This is a genomic window from Bartonella sp. AD24XZML (genome assembly GCF_042196485.1).
Taxonomy (GTDB): domain Bacteria; phylum Pseudomonadota; class Alphaproteobacteria; order Rhizobiales; family Rhizobiaceae; genus Bartonella.
Map to the genome: position 1 here is coordinate 83,516 of NZ_JBHIQH010000063.1, position 17,666 is coordinate 101,181.

At 35.3% G+C, this 17,666-nt stretch carries 12 protein-coding genes and 2 pseudogenes; 3 read left to right on the plus strand and 11 right to left on the minus strand.

All coding sequences use genetic code 11. From position 1 onward, the window contains the following. The first annotated feature begins 140 nt into the window (after positions 1-140). A complete protein-coding gene (locus ACFIMX_RS06185; protein WP_375639881.1) occupies positions 141-1,403 on the plus strand; it encodes an acetyl-CoA carboxylase biotin carboxylase subunit family protein in 1,263 nt (420 codons plus the stop codon). 271 nt (positions 1,404-1,674) lie between these two features. Here ACFIMX_RS06185 and ACFIMX_RS06190 read toward each other — a convergent pair whose 3' ends face one another. The 11 genes and pseudogenes from ACFIMX_RS06190 to ACFIMX_RS06240 all read right to left on the minus strand — a co-directional run bounded on the left by ACFIMX_RS06190 (position 1,675) and on the right by ACFIMX_RS06240 (position 15,757). Next, complete coding sequence (locus ACFIMX_RS06190; RefSeq protein WP_375694188.1) at positions 1,675-4,428, minus strand: autotransporter outer membrane beta-barrel domain-containing protein; 2,754 nt, start codon at positions 4,426-4,428, stop codon at positions 1,675-1,677. A 935-nt stretch (positions 4,429-5,363) separates the two neighbouring features. After that, positions 5,364-5,825, minus strand: coding sequence for a hypothetical protein (locus tag ACFIMX_RS06195; RefSeq protein ID WP_375694189.1), 462 nt, complete (start codon positions 5,823-5,825; stop codon positions 5,364-5,366). A gap of 161 nt (positions 5,826-5,986) precedes the next feature. Continuing rightward, complete coding sequence (locus tag ACFIMX_RS06200; RefSeq protein ID WP_375617749.1) at positions 5,987-6,388, minus strand: hypothetical protein; 402 nt, start codon at positions 6,386-6,388, stop codon at positions 5,987-5,989. Between the two features lie 363 nt (positions 6,389-6,751). Continuing rightward, a pseudogene (locus tag ACFIMX_RS06205) lies at positions 6,752-7,148 on the minus strand (hypothetical protein). A gap of 19 nt (positions 7,149-7,167) precedes the next feature. Further along, a complete protein-coding gene (locus ACFIMX_RS06210; protein ID WP_375694190.1) occupies positions 7,168-7,872 on the minus strand; it encodes a filamentous hemagglutinin in 705 nt (234 codons plus the stop codon). Between the two features lie 51 nt (positions 7,873-7,923). Then, positions 7,924-8,323 (minus strand): annotated as a pseudogene (locus tag ACFIMX_RS06215) (hypothetical protein). A 113-nt stretch (positions 8,324-8,436) separates the two neighbouring features. Then, positions 8,437-8,598, minus strand: coding sequence for a hypothetical protein (locus tag ACFIMX_RS06220; RefSeq protein WP_375694191.1), 162 nt, complete (start codon positions 8,596-8,598; stop codon positions 8,437-8,439). Positions 8,599-9,551: 953 nt separating this feature from the next. Beyond that, entirely contained in the window at positions 9,552-10,934 is a 1,383-nt protein-coding gene (locus tag ACFIMX_RS06225) for an amino acid permease (RefSeq protein WP_375613124.1), read from the minus strand. Positions 10,935-11,468: 534 nt separating this feature from the next. After that, positions 11,469-11,741, minus strand: a complete 273-nt coding sequence (locus ACFIMX_RS06230) for a hypothetical protein (protein WP_375694192.1) — start codon at positions 11,739-11,741, stop codon at positions 11,469-11,471. A 399-nt stretch (positions 11,742-12,140) separates the two neighbouring features. Continuing rightward, the gene (hutH, locus tag ACFIMX_RS06235) at positions 12,141-13,679 is read right to left on the minus strand and encodes a histidine ammonia-lyase (protein ID WP_375639887.1); all 1,539 of its coding nucleotides are present in this window, start codon (positions 13,677-13,679) and stop codon (positions 12,141-12,143) included. Between the two features lie 1,301 nt (positions 13,680-14,980). After that, positions 14,981-15,757, minus strand: a complete 777-nt coding sequence (locus tag ACFIMX_RS06240) for a class I SAM-dependent methyltransferase (RefSeq protein WP_375617745.1) — start codon at positions 15,755-15,757, stop codon at positions 14,981-14,983. Positions 15,758-16,175: 418 nt separating this feature from the next. Between ACFIMX_RS06240 and ACFIMX_RS06245 the strand changes: the two genes are divergently transcribed. Together ACFIMX_RS06245 and ACFIMX_RS06250 are read left to right on the plus strand one after the other, a co-directional pair. Continuing rightward, positions 16,176-16,802, plus strand: a complete 627-nt coding sequence (locus ACFIMX_RS06245; protein WP_375617744.1) for a LemA family protein — start codon at positions 16,176-16,178, stop codon at positions 16,800-16,802. After that, positions 16,802-17,653 (plus strand): TPM domain-containing protein, encoded by an 852-nt coding sequence (locus ACFIMX_RS06250; RefSeq protein ID WP_375617743.1) that lies wholly within the window; start codon positions 16,802-16,804, stop codon positions 17,651-17,653. Before ACFIMX_RS06245 ends, ACFIMX_RS06250 begins: the two co-directional genes overlap by 1 nt. Positions 17,654-17,666: the final 13 nt, after the last annotated feature.

Here is a 17,666-nt window from a genome sequence, read left to right on the forward strand (position 1 = left end):
CCTTCTCTCAACATTATCAAAATAATTGCTATGATTGTAGTTGTTATAGGGATGACACTCTTATTTATAGATGCATCAAAGGTATCTACATGGCAACATAAACGCCATTCTCAAAACTCCAAATTTAATAAGGAAACAAAATGAAAAAAATCGCGTTAGTTTGCCAGCGCAATGCAAAATTACCATTTATATTTGAAGCAGCACAAGCAGCTAATATCGAATTAGTAATGATCTATGATACCGCTGAAAGCGCTCCCACTCAACACCCCGCAGCAGTCACTTCAACTTGGCAACTTCCTGTTTTTGATAACCCAGAGCTAGCTCTAGACACTTTTGCAACAGGAGCAAAAGAACGCAATATTGCTGGGGTTATGACCCTTCGCGAAGAAGCCATTCTATGGACAGCTTTGGCTGCAAAAAAAATCAATACTCCAAGTATTGAACCAGAAGTAGCAGCATTAACCAGAAATAAATATCTCATGCGTCAAGCTTTTGCTAAAGCAGGCTTAAGAACACCAGGATTCTTTTATATAGATAATCCAGAAGACCTATCACAAGTACATGCCTTAGACTGTCCACTCGTTATTAAACCCGTCTCTGGATGGGCAAGTGCAGGCGTCATGTTAGCTAAAAATTCCACCGAACTTCCTGATCTCATTAAAGCCGTATGGAATGTTCAGCATAAAGACATGGCACGTTTTAATGATAAAAATAAACCTGTAGGTTTAGTCGTAGAACAGTATTTGTCAGGAAAAGAGTTTGTCGTAGAATGCTTTGTTGATACAGCAGGTGTACACGTTCTATCCGTTGGAGACAAGGGACAGCCTGAGGGACCATGGTTTGAAGAAACAATTTATCGTCAACGCTGTGATATAGATGATCCTTTAATTATTGCTTTATGTGAGGCTGCATGCTCTGGAGTTAAAGCTCTTGGTATAAATATGGGAGCTGCCCATGTAGAGCTACGCCTAGATACTAATAATTTACCTTATATCATTGAGATAGGCGCTCGTATAGGTGGATCAGGTGTTTCCCATTTTATTGTTGAGCAAGGTACAGGAATTTCATTTGCAAAACTATGTATGAATGCCGCTTTAGCTGAACAAACCCCAGACCTTCCCGATATACTCCCAACTGAAAAAGTGGCGGCAAATTATATTATTCCTCTTCATGGGTATGGACGGTTTTCTGGATTTTCAGGTCTAGATAAGGTTGCACAGCATCCTCAAACCGCCAGAACTATCATTTTTTTTGAAACCAATCACATTTCACCACCTCCACCAGCATTTGGTGGATATCCTGGTTTTATTTTCTCTGTTCATAACTCAAACGAAGAAGCACGCAATTACCATAAATGGCTCGATGATACCTTAAGCATCATATGGCAAAATACTGATTTATAATGATAATTTATCGTTATTCATATTGAATGAGAACGCCGATATCGTAGGATTTTCTCATTTTAAATCTGTTTATCAGATGAACAAATTTTTTAAAGCATTTGAAAAATGCTATAGTAGATAAAAATAAATCAACACGATATTTTCATATTTATTAAAACACATGATATCATTATTAAAAGAAGCAACTAAAATTCTGCACAAACAATGGTTTTAATTCCGATAGTAGAACAAGACTTTGAAAATCACATTTATTATTTTTTTAAAAGATTTATTAAAAATGATAGCGCAAACCACCAGAAAAATGAACTCCAGAAAAACCAGCCTTGGTTAACCTATGCTGATAGCTAAGATCACTGTAAAGTGTAACTTTAGAAGAAAACTGCGCATTGATACCCAAACCTGTTTCTAAGGAAGAACCGAAAGCACTCAACTGAAAAACATCTTTAAAATGAACAAATTGTTCTTTACCAAAACAATGAGCAAGATGAATATTGCCATAAAAAGAAGTGATACGATCCTTATCAGAGGCTGTAAATGTTTTACTTAAACGCCCACCAACACGCACAAACCATTGACTCATTTTTTTCATATCAACATCAAATCCATCAATATCACGAAACTTATCAAATTGAAGATGTTGATAAATAAGCTGAAGTTGCGGATCAAAAATAAGATCTTTATATCCTGTCATAAACGTTTTACCAGCAGAAAACGAAACGTTCAAAGGATTTGCTTTTAATGTCGCCGTCTTACCCCAAACATGGCTACGCACATCCCCTTTAAACAAACCATAAGATAAAAGACCATCTATATAAAAACCAGTTTTGTGTTCCACACTACCGTATGACGTAAATGACCATTTATTAAACGTACTCTTTTGGCTTCGTTCCACGTTACGAGGTTGTAAAGAAAGCTTTCCATAGGTTCCCATAATCCCAAAAGATGTCGTACTATATGCGCTCTCTATTGTTTTGAGCAAAATATCTGTTTTTATAGCGTTATAATCAACATGACCATCGTACCCATATTTAAGTATAGAAAGATCTGAGACATAACGATAACTCCCACCATAACCGTGGACAGATAAAGCAAAGTTCCCTTCAACTTTTAATAATTTACGAGGAATAGACCGCGTAGCTTGCAACTGCTTTTGTTGATGACCAATATCCATGAGCCCAACATGAAATAAAGCATTTGGTAACAAAAGATAAGTTGGAACTTGTGGAACAACCTCTCTGACCTTTAACTCGGAAGGGGGAATAGCAGACACCTCTAAAGCAGGCTGAATATATTTACTTTCAAGGCGAAAATCCCAAAAATCTCCATCTCCTTCAACCAATCTTTGAGAAGTTTGTGCATTTCCAAGAGCAGAAGCTGGACCATAAGCATGAAGATAATATTGGTAAGGCAAACCCTCTAATGCGATATAAGCACGATTTAACTGAAAAGAATCCTCTGCCGCTTTTCCAGAAACCTGAATAAGTGAAATACTATGAGCATTTTCACCGGTTGCTATCTCACCCTGATTTCCTGCAACAAATTGCACATAAACTGTTGTTTTTCCAGAAACATCACCATGTATTAAAAGCCGATCAGTTTTTTTATTATCGAGCAAACCATCACTACTGAGATGCGTATTGAGATAAATATCTGCCCTATCTTGCGCACTATAAACTTCTTTTTCTCCCTTCCCAATATGAAGTGTCTGATACTCCTGAAACATTGGAGTCTCAAAAGCAATAAAACTATCAGAAACTTTCACAAATGAAATAGACGAACTTGTACGGTTTGCAACTTGCAAATCGATCTCTCTTCTTTTTGTCAAAAACCATTTTGATCCCCCTGTTAAATAAAGCTCAGCAATAGAATCATCGGCAACACGAGTCCCTCCTATCAATGAAGAAGAATTAGCCAAAATCGCTACACTCCCCCCCTTTTCAACTGTTAATAATAAGTCACCAAAAATTTTTGTACCTTCTGTTACTCCAATATAACTACGACTGTTATTACTATGAACAGCTGTCCCATCTGGAACCTCAAAAATCGTCCTTTTCAAAAAGACAAGCCCCTGTTCATACGCATCATTTTCCCCATCCCTCTCAAAATACATACCATGTTTGTTACCTATTGCTTTAATTGTTGAATCTTCAATATTAACCCGCGAAATTAAAATATTTCCTTCCCTGCCGTTATTGGATGGCGTGTTAGAATCTTGTCCAACTGTTAAAACATGAACATCCGTAGAAATAATATTCGTATTTTTTACATAAACAGAACCCTGATGTTTTACATTGAAAACTGTATGTGTACTTTTTTCATTTGTATTTTCTTTGTCTTCTGTTTTTTGATATTTTGAAGCAATGGTAACACCATCTAAAGTCGCACTCCCCTCTCTCCCCACATAAAGCGCAGCAGCATCATTCACATCAATAAATCCACTTTTCATCTGAATACCCGCATCAGCACTAACGAAAAGAGCACTCTCTTGACCGATACCCAAACCTTCCACTTTAATTTTTGTATTCGTTAACGTAACAGATGCTCCTCGCTTCTCTGCATAAGCAGCAATCTGAGAAGCCTCAATTGTTCCACGATTAACCTCAATCATTCCACTATCAGCTTTAAGACCTATTGATACATTTTTAAAAGCTGAATCGCTCAAAACAATTTTTCCCCCTCGTGATACAAAAACACCATAAATATCTTCTATACTCGCAGTAGCTTCAACCTCTACACGCGTTGCCTGAATAACTGTATTTGGCTCCTGCACTACTATAGCAGCAGGTAACATGAGAGAACGACCCTCCCCATTCTTTTCTTTAACAGGCGCCGTGAATTTATATACTTTATCACTAATTGTATGCTTTGAACCATCACTGCATCCGTAAGGTAATTTGTTTTCATCACATGACAGTGATGTATATGAATGAGAATGTGCCTCAATATTTATATTTAACAAAAAAGAAAAAATAGCTGCTGTAAAAAAGCACGAATACAAGTGATTGTTAGATACCTTGACTATCATTGTTTCTCAAAACTTTCTTTTTTCAACAAAAACAAAAAATGCTGGAAAAAAATAAACCACAAATTAAACACAATAAGAACAAAACAAACAAAATTATTTTATTTTTTTATGATAAAATCATAGCATTCAATAATATGTTTTGTGTTTTATGTAAAGAAAGAACAAAAAGTTTAAAAATACCATTTAGGATGAAAATCCCTTTAAAGAAGGTATCTCAAAAACCGCTGAAAACTGTAATTACAAAAGTCTCAAAAACCAATCTTAAAAAAACGTGAAAAAATGCGAATTTTGAAGAGATATAATATTCAATTTATCTCACCACAAAAAAATAAAAATACAACAACATGAGAATAACTTTTAAGATTAAACGATTAAAACGTTTTAATAAAACACAGCACAAAAAGATACAATATACGAAATCTATAACCGCATCATCTCTTCAACCACAACAAAAAAACAAGAAATTGCACACTAATGTATAAGCTAATGTACACAATTTCTATATTAAAAATGCTAAATATCTAACAAAGAAATTTGAATAAATAAAAAACTTCTCCTAATACCCTATCATCAATGATTTGAATTAATAAATGTAATATTTTAGATCTTTTGATAAAATCTAAAATACAGTAAAACACTCACTATTCTGAACTTAAAAAACACCAAAATAAAATTTCATCAAAATTAGCTCTATGAAAGCTATCTGTTTATTATCGTTAAAGCAGATATTTTAGCAAAGCTATTATTTGCCATTCTTTATATTGAATAAATTTCTCTAAACAACAACTCACTATCCTCCGCTAGCATCATCTGACAACAACACTATTGCCAATCTCGTAGCTGATGAATATAACTACATTGGAGACAAAAGAGCTATATTTCTCTCTTCTCCCGTTTAATATTTTTATTTAATTATTGCTTTAAAAATCAACATTCTACTGTTTATGATCACTTATGCAAAGCTTTTTTATTTTCTGTCGCTTTTTATCATTTTCAAAACGTAACATCAAATCTCGCTCTTGTTGTGTCGAATTGGTTACACCAAAAGTATCATTGTCCATAACCTGCTGATACCCTGCTACCATTAAATTAACTAAAAATGAATCACTTCGCGGCGTTGATGAAAAATAGATTCCCTTTGAAACTTGTAATTTGTACCGATAACCTGCTTTAGTCATGCACTCATAAACTGCTGCAAAATCACTTGCACGCAAATCCATATTTTTAGAAGAAGCGTAGATTGGTTTCCAACCACATTTTGACAGTGCTTGTTGGACCATAGACTTACTGACACCAGACTTTTCCCATAATTCTAACGTCGATGGGGGAGGTTTGCTAATACACCCAGCAGAGCTTAATAAAATTATAGCACTCAATAATTTCAATGTTTTTTTCATTTCCCCCTCCGTCAATATTTACGATAGAAAGACTGATAAGTCTTCTAATATTTACTCACACGCAAAATGACTTTTGTTAGCATATAGATATTGAAGAAACAATCCCACCCCCCATGGAAAAACAAGAATGTAAGGATTTTTGATTACAGCAGCCTCAATACTTAAGGTTGACATTCAGGTTGTTCTTTATGCTCTTGACAATGAGGACTATTCAAACGCCTCTCTACACTTCGCTGAGGAATAACTGCATCAGGCTGACAAATTGGAAGATTTTTATATTTCTCACACCACTTCATTCTTCCCAATTTATCTTGGAAACCTGCTTGGATCATACATGCATTCACAGACTCCTCAGCATTGAATTTCTCATCCGTACTTGTTTCTGTATCAAGACGACCATCAAAATGCTGTATTCCACATTCTAACAGAGCTTTTTTGATCTCAAGCTGATCAGTACCGGATTTTTCCCATGCATCTACAGCTGTTCGAGAAGGCTGCTCAGGGTAGCATCCAGCCATAACAAATAAGGTTATCCCGCTTAATAATTTTAAAATCTGCTTCATTTTCCTATCCTTGAGTAATTTTGAGATTACGAAACAATCTATAAATTATTTTACATGCTGTTTTTTATTTCCAAAACAATGATGAACATTATCAACCTATATTATTTTTATCTTTCCGAAGATTATGCCATAATTATTATATCAAAAATACGGTAAAATTATTACTAAAATCATATATCTATCAACGATATGCTTATAATTATTATCAATATTTTGATTACAACCAAAATAGATATTTTATATTATTGCGCCAACAGTTGTGGTACCCATAAATAAATAGCATTGACATGCTGAATTAAGCCCCCCGCGTACGGGTATGAGAAACATGAAGGTAGGGATTGTGATCGTCACAAACAGCAAAACTTAAGGTTGGCATTTGCGACTATTTTTATACTTTTTACAAAAAGGGCTGTTCACGCGCTTCTTGACACTGCGCCTCGGGATGACAGCGCCTGGACGACAAATGGACAAGTTTTCGGCTCTATGATTCTCGCACCAAGTCCCCCCACTTTATCACGGAAACCTGATTGGAACATACAAGCTTCTATGGTTGCTATTGCATTGTAGCTGAGCTTTCTGCTTTCTGGATCAACATCATAAGGCGTTGGCATACCACATTCTAATAATGCTTTTGCTACCTCAGTAAAATCTGCTCCAGGTTTCTCCCACGTAGCTATCTCTCCTGGAGGAGTTTTATTAAACTGGCACCCAGCATACTCAATAGAGTTATCGCGCTTAATAATTTTAGAGTTTGTTTCATTTTTACTCCATGATTTAATTCAAGGCTTTTGTTCTAAATGAGATGTGCCATAAAACTTTTGGCATTTATAACCCACATCTCCAAGACAAGTATGGAAGCTTATGGGATTCATGATCACTCTCCTCCATTCTTTCCAAACGTTACTACCAGCAGGTATCGTCTCGTAGGTATAGCCATTACCGCCAATAATTCTGCTTACAAAGTCAAATCTATTCCCATCAAAACCAATAATGGTTTGTTTGCCATCACTCACATAACCTAACAGACCGTATGCAACTAAAACATTAAAGGCTGGTCCATAGAAATTGATATTCGTGTTGTCGGCTATCCCGCGAACACCTTCTTGTTTGAAAGAATTCAGCATATTCCCCAATGTTATGGTACCGCGGCTATGTCCATAAAGTTCCAACCCTGTAATACCATGGCTATACATCAAGTCTTTTGCTTCTTGTGTGGAATTAGTCAAACCCCAAAAGTTATTTTCCATAAACTTCTGGTATCCCGCGACCAGAAGTTCTGAGATAGCAGAATCGGCTTCTGGGAACACAACAAAATAAAGCGGATTATTTTTATCCTTCGCATGTTGCTCTGTATAAACAGCGGCTTCCTCTGGTGGAGTAAAGATGCCATTAAAGGACACATGCACCTTGCCATCAGAACCTTCTTGCAAATGCTGCTTTTCTTCATCCGTTAAATAATGAAAGAGAGGGAACAATCCCGCCATTCCAAGCGAAGGCAAGGATAGCGGATTGTTGCTTATCACTAGCTGCAAGATTTAAGGATAGCATTCATATTGTTCTGGATGCTTTTTACAAAAAGGGCTGTTTAAGCGCTTCTTGACACTGCGCCTCGGGATGACAGCGCCTGGACGACAAATCGGCAAGTTTTCGGCTTTATGATTTCCACACCAGCCCCCCTATCATATTTATCATGGAAACCAGCTTGAATCATACAAGCTTCTATGGTTGCCCATGCATTGTTGCTTAAATTTCTGTTTTCCGGAAACACATCATAAGGAGCTGGCATTCCACATTCTAAAAGTGCTTTTTTACCTCAAACCAATCCGCTCCTGATTTCTCCCACACCGTGAAGTATTCTTCAGGAGGTTTATTAAACTGGCATCCCATTATAACTAATAAAGCTATGCAACTCAATAATTTTAAACTTTGTTTCATTTTTTCCTCCTTAAAGGGACTTGTACTCGATTGAATGAGCCATGAACATACCGACATGCTTGGCTCGCATCTCCAAGGCAAGTATGGGGATTTATGGGATTTGTAGCCACTCTCTACCATTCTATCCAAACGTTACTGCCAGCAGGTATCGTCTCGTAGGTATAGCCATTACCGCTAATAATTCTGCTTACAAAGTCAAAGCTATTCCCATCAAAACCTGTTTCACGCGTCTGTGAATGGCTGCTATGATGGTCTGTCATGCCAACAATCGTCATACTTTCTCCCATTACATTGATATCTTGACCGGAAATCAGATGAGAAGCAATAATCGTAGCATCTCATTATACATCCATATCAACATTGCCTGTTGCCTCAAGGATAGAGAGAATTGTTGTTGTGTGTGTTTCAGAGCTATTGGAAGATTTCTCGTGTAAAAAGCCATTTTCCGATGATTGTTTTTGCTAGTCGTAGTGTTCTTGAGCACCTTTTATGGTAATATTGAATAATTTTGCACCGAAATACAGTTGCGGAGTGCATTTTGTCCGCCTCCACTTGTAATAAAAATTACTCTTGTATCAATATTAAAAAAATAAGTTTGATCCTTCCTCTTCTGAAAGCAATAACAATAAGAATCGTAAAACTGTCACACGTTCATTGTTCTCTTTAATTTACTCTTCTATGAGATTTTATTGTAATACCTTGCTGCTGTTTATTAAAGTTTTTGTAAAAACGATGACACAATGCCTCCTGTAACTTTGTTATCCACTATTTTCTACCAACGCCAATCCTCTTTGAGAAAAAAATACATAAAGAACTTTATCTTCGCTTCTAAAAGCAATAGTAATTTTCTAAACAACAAAATTTAAACAACCAATTTTTTAAAGAGCTTAAAAAACAATTCTTACAATAACTTCTCTTGTGAAACAGAACTTCATTAATACGTTTAGAAAAAGATATCTGCCTATAATCATGTATCTGGTAAAATCTATTTGCACTGTTAGGCATTTTAACCTGAAAGACTTATATTGATGGCACAGCTCACCATCAAAAAAACGCCTAATATTTATATGATTTTGTCGTTACCGTAAGCAATGGCTCACAAAAACTTCCAAAGCAAAATAATAACGAGCAGATTTTTTCAATCTAGATTGTTCTAACCTTTAGAGAAAACAATCAAACACCTGTTCTCCTGATGACATCAGCTATTTGTTTTGAGTTTTTTCTCTATTCACATTTTATTCAGCTTCTTTTGCTTAAAATTATAAAGTTTAAGTGCATAGAAACAAATAACAAGCCAAGCAATCCAAATAACACCTATAATTAAAACTGGTCGTGTCTCATCAAAGTACCATAGGAGAATAAAAATAAAAACCATAAATAAAATAGAAAAAATCGATCCTATTGGCCAAAATGGAATGGGAAATTTTAAACCATTCTGAGCTTCTTTAGGCATCTTAATTCGCATAAAAAATTGTGAAAGTAGAATCATCATCCAAACAAAAACTGTCGCAAATGTTGCCATTGCAGCAATAAGAAAAAAAAGCTTTTCATGATAAAAATAATTAAGGACAGCACCAAGAAGAAAAATACCAAAGATCATCAAAATAACAAAAACTGGTATACCGTTTTTTGATAAATATTGAAACTTTTTTAAAGCATAACCTTCCTGCGATAAACCATGGATCATACGACAAGCACCATACATTCCACTATTCATTGCTGAAATAGCCGCTGTAACAACAACAATATTTAAAATATTTGCTGCATATGAAATCCCAAGATTTTCAAAAATGGATACAAAAGGGCTATCCATGAGACCAATCTCATTCCAAGGATAAAGAGACATTAAAATAGCTAACGTCATGACGTAAAAAAGCAAAATACGAACTGGAGTAGAATTAATTGCCTTTGAAATCGTTTGATGAGGGTTTTGAACTTCCATGACTGCCATGCCAATGATTTCTATGCCACCAAAAGCAAAAACAACAACACTAAAGCAAGCTAAAAAACCAAACCAACCATTGGGAAAAAGTCCACCATTTTTCCATAAATTATGAACAGTAACGGTAGAAAAATCTGCACCTTCACCCCACCCCCAAAAAATAATTGCTATTCCTAAAATAATCATCGCAATGATAGCGATAACTTTAATAGAAGATAGCCAAAACTCTAGTTCACCATAGACTTCTACAGCAGCTAAATTAATACCTGTGATGATTAATGTAATACTCAGTGCCCATACCCAAGGAGCAACATCAGGATACCAAAACCCCATATAAGTCGCAAAAGCTGTAATATCAGCCAAACCAACAAGAATCATCTCAAATACATATGTCCATCCCGTTAAAAAACCTGCTAATGGTGATATGTAATTTGCCGCATAACGAGCAAAAGAACCAGGCAATGGATTATGAAGTATCATCTCTCCTAGAGCCCGCATAACCATAAAAATAGCTAAACCAGCAATACAATAGGCAATCAAAACACTGGGACCCGCAAGCTTAATTGCCTGTGCAGACCCATAAAAAAGACCTGTTCCAATAGCAGAACCAAGAGCTAAAAAAATAACTTGGCGCTTACTCATCCCTCTTTTCAGTTCATTTATTGCCATTTCTTTCCTTACTTTTTGAAATGCTGACAATCCACACCACGATAACAGCTCTATGAGAAATAAAGCCTCATGTTTCTTTCACAAATATATTTCAAAAAACATCGAAGACCAGCCAATCTAACACTTTGCTCTAAACAATGAAAAAATACTTTTATTGCGAATTATTCAGCTTTTATAGCCTGCAATTTCGTATTATTTTATTCAAATAAAGTGATAATGAATTTTTTCATAATTGTCATTTAATTCATTTCGTATTCTCTAGTTTTTTACAGAGAAAATTAACCTTAATGTAATCTAAACTTTTAGGCTTCTATTTCAGTGTACTGAAATAGAAGCCTAAAAATTCATAACAAACACATTAACTATGCATACAATTAATTTTTTGTTACTTTAAGCTAACTTTCTTTGAGCTTATAAAAAAACTTTTTACGCCAATTGAATAGCTCAATTAATGATAATACGAATCTCGCAAGTTTTCAAAAGCATGAGAAAATCTATCTACAACCCATCTTTTAAGGACTCCAGCTGCCTTAACTACAAGCTTTCCAATGAAAAAAAATATACGGTAAAAAGAGCATCTTTGATTGTTGGTCCGATGATAGCGTTCTCCTTACCTCTGGAAATTTGCCCTGAGATAGCAATAAAATCTTTGTTTTTCGCTGAAATAAGAGGCTCTTTCTCTTGGTCAACTATCATAATGAAAACTTCCTCTGGAAAGCTAACTCTCCTAAAATTTGCATGAATCTCAAGAATTTGAGAAAAAAAAAGAACTGTTATTGAAACACATAATTTAGCACTTTTAAACATTCCTTTCTCCTTTTTTATTATAAATATCAAAAATGAACTATAAAATTCATAAAGTATTAACAAATAAGAAGAATATAAAATAAAACTTTTATTTTTACTCTATACAATACATATATTATAATTTATATTTATATAAATATAATATCAAGAATATATAATTCGTGGATATTATTTAACTTATATTAAAATTTCTGATATAAATCAGAAAATATAGGTGCTTTAAGTTTATAGTTTCTATAAAATAACAAAATATCTAGTTAACTACAAAAATCAGATATATACAGTAAAAAATATATAATTTATTAAATAATTCAAATATAGTATCGCTACTCTATATTTTCATATGAGGAAGTTTTAAAATTCAATATCCGCCCTTCAGCATTGACCTTAAAACAAATACTATTGAAAACTTAATGAAGGAAAAATTGTTTCTGGTAAAACAGATAATAAGTGCCCTTCACGCACAAGTATATGTGCTTGATGAAGATCTGGAGCCAGATAGCGATCTTCCTTAAGAGAAGCAACATTTTTTCGTAGACATTCCATAACAGATTGCAAAAAAGTACTTGTTTTTAAAGGTGCACGATATTCAATTCCTTGTGCTGCAACAAGCGTTTCAATGCCAATAAGTGTAAAAAGATTTTCGCTCATTACCAATAACCGACGCGCTCCATGGCAAGCCATTGAAACATGATCTTCTTGATTGGCAGAAGTTGGGGTTGAATCAACGGAAGCAGGATGGGCCATTTGCTTATTTTCAGACATTAAAGCTGCCGCTGTTACTTCAGCAATCATAAAACCTGAATTAAGACCCGCATTATGTGCTAAAAAAGCTGGAAGTCCATAAGAAACTGCTGGATCAACCATAAGAGCAATACGCCGTTGAGAAATAGATCCTATTTCACATAAAGCAAGAGCAATCTGATCAGCAGCAAACGCTACAGGTTCAGCATGAAAATTCCCACCTGATACAACTTCACCATTCCTTAAAATCAATGGATTATCTGTAACAGCATTTGCTTCAATAATCAGTGTTTTTGCTGCTGCCAGCAAAATATCAAAACATGCCCCCATGACCTGTGGCTGGCAACGTATACAATAAGGATCTTGTACACGCTCATCCCCCCGTAAATGTGCTGCACGAATTTCTGAATCCTCTACAAGCTTTTCTAATGTTTTCGATACAGCAATCTGCCCATAATGTCCTCGTAAAATATGGATATCAGGATGAAATGGCGCCGTTGATCCCATGATGGCATCTGTCGTCAAAGCCCCTGCCAACAATCCACCACACAATGCCCGATAACCTCGAAAAAGACCAGCAAGTGCAAGGGCTGTTGATGTTTGAGTCCCATTAATAAGAGCTAGACCTTCCTTTGCCTCTAAAATAATAGGGGACAATCCCGCTTTCTCTAATGCAACCGCCCCACTCATACGAATATTTTGAAAAAATGCTTCTCCTTCTCCCATCATAACAGCCGCCATGTGAGCAAGTGGAGCTAGATCACCTGAAGCACCAACAGACCCTTTTTCAGGGATGACAGGAATGACGCCCTTTGCAAGCATATTTTCCAACAAATTTACCAATTCTAGACGAACTCCTGAAGCCCCTCTTCCTAAAGAGATAAGCTTTAAGCTCATTATCAAACGCACAATATTTTCAGCTAAAGGCTCTCCTACCCCACAACAATGGGACAAAATAAGGTTTCTCTGTAAAACAGCGACATCGTCCGCATCAATTTTAATGGAAGCCAACTTCCCAAAACCAGTATTAATACCGTACACAGGCTCACTTCCAGCAGCAATTTCAGCAATGCGCTGAGCCCCTTTCTCGATAGCTAAATGCGTGTCATTATGAAGTTTACTCACTTCACCATTAAAATAAATAGCTGCAAGCTCACTAAGCGTCACCTCGCTCGGTTTCAGTATAATAGCCATAATTTACTTTCTTTTTTTATCAAAGTATAATGTTTAGCATTATTGATCCTTCTATAAAACAAAAAAAACTATAACGACTCTTTAAAGCGAGAATGCTTTCTTAAAGGTATTCCTTACAATGGAGTTATTATCACGATAAATGAAAATGAAATATTGACAAGCTCAACCAAAGTCATGGATTTCAAAAATAGACAACACATTAATTTATAATCATAATCTAGCATTATTAATATTAAATGAGAGAGCGGAATATCTTAAGACTCTTTCATTCCAAATCTGTGTATGTTGAATCAATCAAAACCATTCGCTTGCACGTCATAAGCGAGATTGTCGTATGGATAAAACTGTACAAAAAAGGACTAAAAACTCCTCTTATAAACCATGTCAAGGGCTGTCGCAACATTGGGAAATGACAAAGTGTGTGATGGTGCAGGCTTATTCTTTTATGAAGCGTAAAGATGGAGAACTCAATGGATTTATCATCAAGCTATTCCTACTAAACTTATAAAAACCTTAAATAGATAGCTGCCACAATCTATCATGATTGCAAAAATTAAACTCTATAGAAAATTAAAAAACTTATTCAACACATCACAACAGAGAAAAAATTGAGCTTATTTGCCACTTCTAAAATTGTATTTAAAGCGCCAGATTAAACCTTGAAAAACACATCTTCAATAAAACCACATAAGACTCGGACTAACCCGTTATTTAAAATAGAAAATAAAAGAAGTTTTCTTATATCAAAAAAATTAATTAATATATTGTTTTTATATTATATCTTCTAAAAAGAGAAATGCTTCATATAGCATATTTATATTTTACTTTTTATTATATTCAATCTGAATTTAGAGATAATTTCAAAATGAGTTGTTTTTTTAAGGTTCTTCCAAGCCATTACCTTTTTTACTACAAATTTCTGATTATGATAATTTTTTGTACTTTTTCAGTTATTTTTGTCAAAATTTATTAAAAACACTCTCATTTAATAATAAAAAGCAATCATAAAAACAAAGAATTATAAAACATTTCTATTCAATCTACCTCTTTCCATTTTATAAAATAATCTGTTGTTAAACTGCAGTAAAGAAAGCGCTTCGATGCTATAATGCAGTGCATAAATTTTCTATTTAAACTCTCTCATATTAAATGAACAATGAAAATCAGCGGTAATAAGATGTCAATGTGAATGCTGAAGAAAAAAACTTTCCCCCTCAAAGTCTGCCTTAATAATGCGTTAATTTCCTGAATACCGCCCACTCAGATGTGCTAAAAGAGCAAAAGTAATCATCGATATCGGATTATCCAGCATACATATAGAGCTCACTTCGATACAAAAGCTCCAAATTGCCTTGCACTTCATATTTCTTTATCAATGCGACCAATTGCCGCAAATATTCTTCCCCATAGAAAGCAATAGCGCGTTGCGCTTGCGTTGAAGAGCGGCTCATTCCAATAAAAGCTTCAGATGGGATCATCATCGTCCAATTGTGCGTATGAAAAAAAATCTTTTCTGGATCTACCCCAAAGCCATCACTCATTTCCTGTAAAAAATCAAAATTACGATAATACCGAGAATAGTTCGGACTCATTTTCTCTAACAATGTCTCATAAGCCTCTAGAAATTCGCTATGCTGGAAATCGCGATTATTTTGAATAACCGCCATGACACCATTGACCCGAAGTTGATCTGAAACAGAACAAAGCAACTTAGAACGATCCATCCACTGAAAAGCTTGCGCTGCAATGACAAGATCAACCTCGCCAATTTGAGGCAATAGGTCTTCGGCACGGCCCTGATACCACTGCACCGTAGGAAATTTTTTTCGCCCCTGCTTAATCATATCTGCCGATACATCGATAGCATGATATTGGTGCTCATTTCCTAAAAATTTAACAATTCCCTCTAATGCGATGCCTGTCCCAGCACCCACATCCACAATGGACAAATACTTTTTGTTCTTAAAAGGATGGAGCATGGTTTTAAATAAAGTAAGGGGATAGCGAGGACGATAACGATCATAATCATTAGCCAATCCATCAAACTTTTCACTTTGCCGCTGAACACTTTCTATCATAGGACTTTCACCCTCCTTCTCAATTACTACCATACATAATAAAAAAGCCTTTTTTATCCAATGTATTAAAACTTCTAAAGGAGGAAAATAAGAACTGCCCTGACCTTCTATCTTTCCATAAGATTGATACTTACATTTTTCTCTTTTCCAATTGTTATCTGCACGTTGCGAAATCCAAAACTCCTACGAAAATAATATAATTTTCTGTAATAATAATTGATATAAATATTATTGATCTTTTATAAGATGACATCTATATTACTATTATTATTTTAATATCAACAAGTCACTTAAGCGTACCTAAAACGCATAGAGATATCAATTTATTGATAAATACGCCTGTTTATAAAGTTCAAAATACTTTCCACCAAGAAAATAAACCCTATATAATACATAAAATATCTGTGGAGACATCTTTATGTTAAATGTACAAACTTCTTCAATGTTTAAAATATTAAAAAAATTTCCAATCGTGATTTTTTTGGCATGGTTAGTGCCATTTTTAAGTGGGTGCGGATTTAATACGATACCAACAAATGAAGAAAAAGCACATGCAGCATGGAGTGAAGTGCTCAATCAATATCAACGTCGTACAGATCTCATTCCCAATCTTGTAGAAACAGTTAAAGCTTACGCAGCTCATGAACAAAGCGTTTTCACAAATGTAATTGAAGCACGCGCCAAAGCAACGCAAGTCAACATTAATGCAGATATGTTGAATAATCCAGAAGTTATGCAGCAATATCTCAAAAATCAAGCAAATTTATCAAGTGCACTTTCGCGGCTTATGGCTGTTGTTGAAAACTATCCGGATCTTAAAGCAAACCAAAACTTTCTTGCTCTTCAATCACAATTAGAAGGAACAGAAAACCGTATTTCCGTTGCACGCCGCGATTATATTGAAACAGTACGTGCCTACAATACTGCACTCAAAACAATGCCAACGATGATTTGGGCAAAATTCTGGTTTCGTGATGCTAAACCTATGCCAACTTTTACCATCGATACTGATAGCCAACAAACACCAAAGGTTAATTTTAATTAATGAAATCATTTCGATACTCTTTGCAACGTATTGTATTTCCAAAATTATGGGCTTTTATCTGCTCTCTGTATTTAGTTGCTGCATTGGGAAGTATCGCTTGTTCGCAAATAAAATTTCCTCATTTAACAGGTTATGTTAATGATGTGGCTCATTTGCTCGATAATGCAACCAAGGAAGACTTGACAAAAAAACTGGCAGCACTCGAAGAGAAAACGGGAGATCAAATTGTTCTTGTGACACTCCCTACTCTTTCGGGCAATGATATAGAAACATACAGCAATTCTCTTTTTCGTACATGGGGATTAGGCCAAAAGAAGATCAATAATGGTGTATTACTGGTCATTGCACCGAATGAACGCACAGCACGTATCGAAGTTGGATATGGTTTGGAAGGAGAGCTAACAGATGCTCTTTCCTCTGTCATTATTAATAGCTTCATGATTCCTAATTTTCGTGAAGGAAATTATCAAAAAGGAATTGCTGAAGCAGTTGATGCAATTATCAAAGTTATTACAGAAAGTGATTCTGATTTTACTTTTCGCATCAAAGAAAAAGCTAAAATCGTTGAAGAACAACGTAAACAAGCTGAAAAAGAAGAAATGATTATAAATATAATCATGTTTCTCATTCTCTTTATAGTCGTTGGTTTGCCCATTCTTGCAATGATTTTTGGTAAAAAAGTGGGTCCACAAAAGTATCTCTGGCTGGGGATCATCTTCACACCTTGGTTTCTTAACTTAAGTGCCGGTGGCAGATATCCTGGTGGAAGGTTCGGTGGTCCTCGAGGTGGAGGGGGATTTAGGGGTGGTGGTGGATCATCAGGTGGTGGTGGTGCAACAGGAAGATGGTAAAAGGAACGTCGAT

What these genes read in the sequence shown, in the direction of transcription:
- ACFIMX_RS06185 (WP_375639881.1), top strand. Translation starts at nt 141, where the DNA reads ATGAAAAAAATCGCGTTAGTTTGCCAGCGCAATGCAAAATTACCATTT.
- ACFIMX_RS06190 (WP_375694188.1), bottom strand. Translation starts at nt 4,428, where the DNA reads ATGATAGTCAAGGTATCTAACAATCACTTGTATTCGTGCTTTTTTACA.
- ACFIMX_RS06195 (WP_375694189.1), bottom strand. Translation starts at nt 5,825, where the DNA reads ATGAAAAAAACATTGAAATTATTGAGTGCTATAATTTTATTAAGCTCT.
- ACFIMX_RS06200 (WP_375617749.1), bottom strand. Translation starts at nt 6,388, where the DNA reads ATGAAGCAGATTTTAAAATTATTAAGCGGGATAACCTTATTTGTTATG.
- ACFIMX_RS06210 (WP_375694190.1), bottom strand. Translation starts at nt 7,872, where the DNA reads ATGGCGGGATTGTTCCCTCTCTTTCATTATTTAACGGATGAAGAAAAG.
- ACFIMX_RS06220 (WP_375694191.1), bottom strand. Translation starts at nt 8,598, where the DNA reads ATGACGATTGTTGGCATGACAGACCATCATAGCAGCCATTCACAGACG.
- ACFIMX_RS06225 (WP_375613124.1), bottom strand. Translation starts at nt 10,934, where the DNA reads ATGGCAATAAATGAACTGAAAAGAGGGATGAGTAAGCGCCAAGTTATT.
- ACFIMX_RS06230 (WP_375694192.1), bottom strand. Translation starts at nt 11,741, where the DNA reads ATGTTTAAAAGTGCTAAATTATGTGTTTCAATAACAGTTCTTTTTTTT.
- hutH (WP_375639887.1), bottom strand. Translation starts at nt 13,679, where the DNA reads ATGGCTATTATACTGAAACCGAGCGAGGTGACGCTTAGTGAGCTTGCA.
- ACFIMX_RS06240 (WP_375617745.1), bottom strand. Translation starts at nt 15,757, where the DNA reads ATGATAGAAAGTGTTCAGCGGCAAAGTGAAAAGTTTGATGGATTGGCT.
- ACFIMX_RS06245 (WP_375617744.1), top strand. Translation starts at nt 16,176, where the DNA reads ATGTTAAATGTACAAACTTCTTCAATGTTTAAAATATTAAAAAAATTT.
- ACFIMX_RS06250 (WP_375617743.1), top strand. Translation starts at nt 16,802, where the DNA reads ATGAAATCATTTCGATACTCTTTGCAACGTATTGTATTTCCAAAATTA.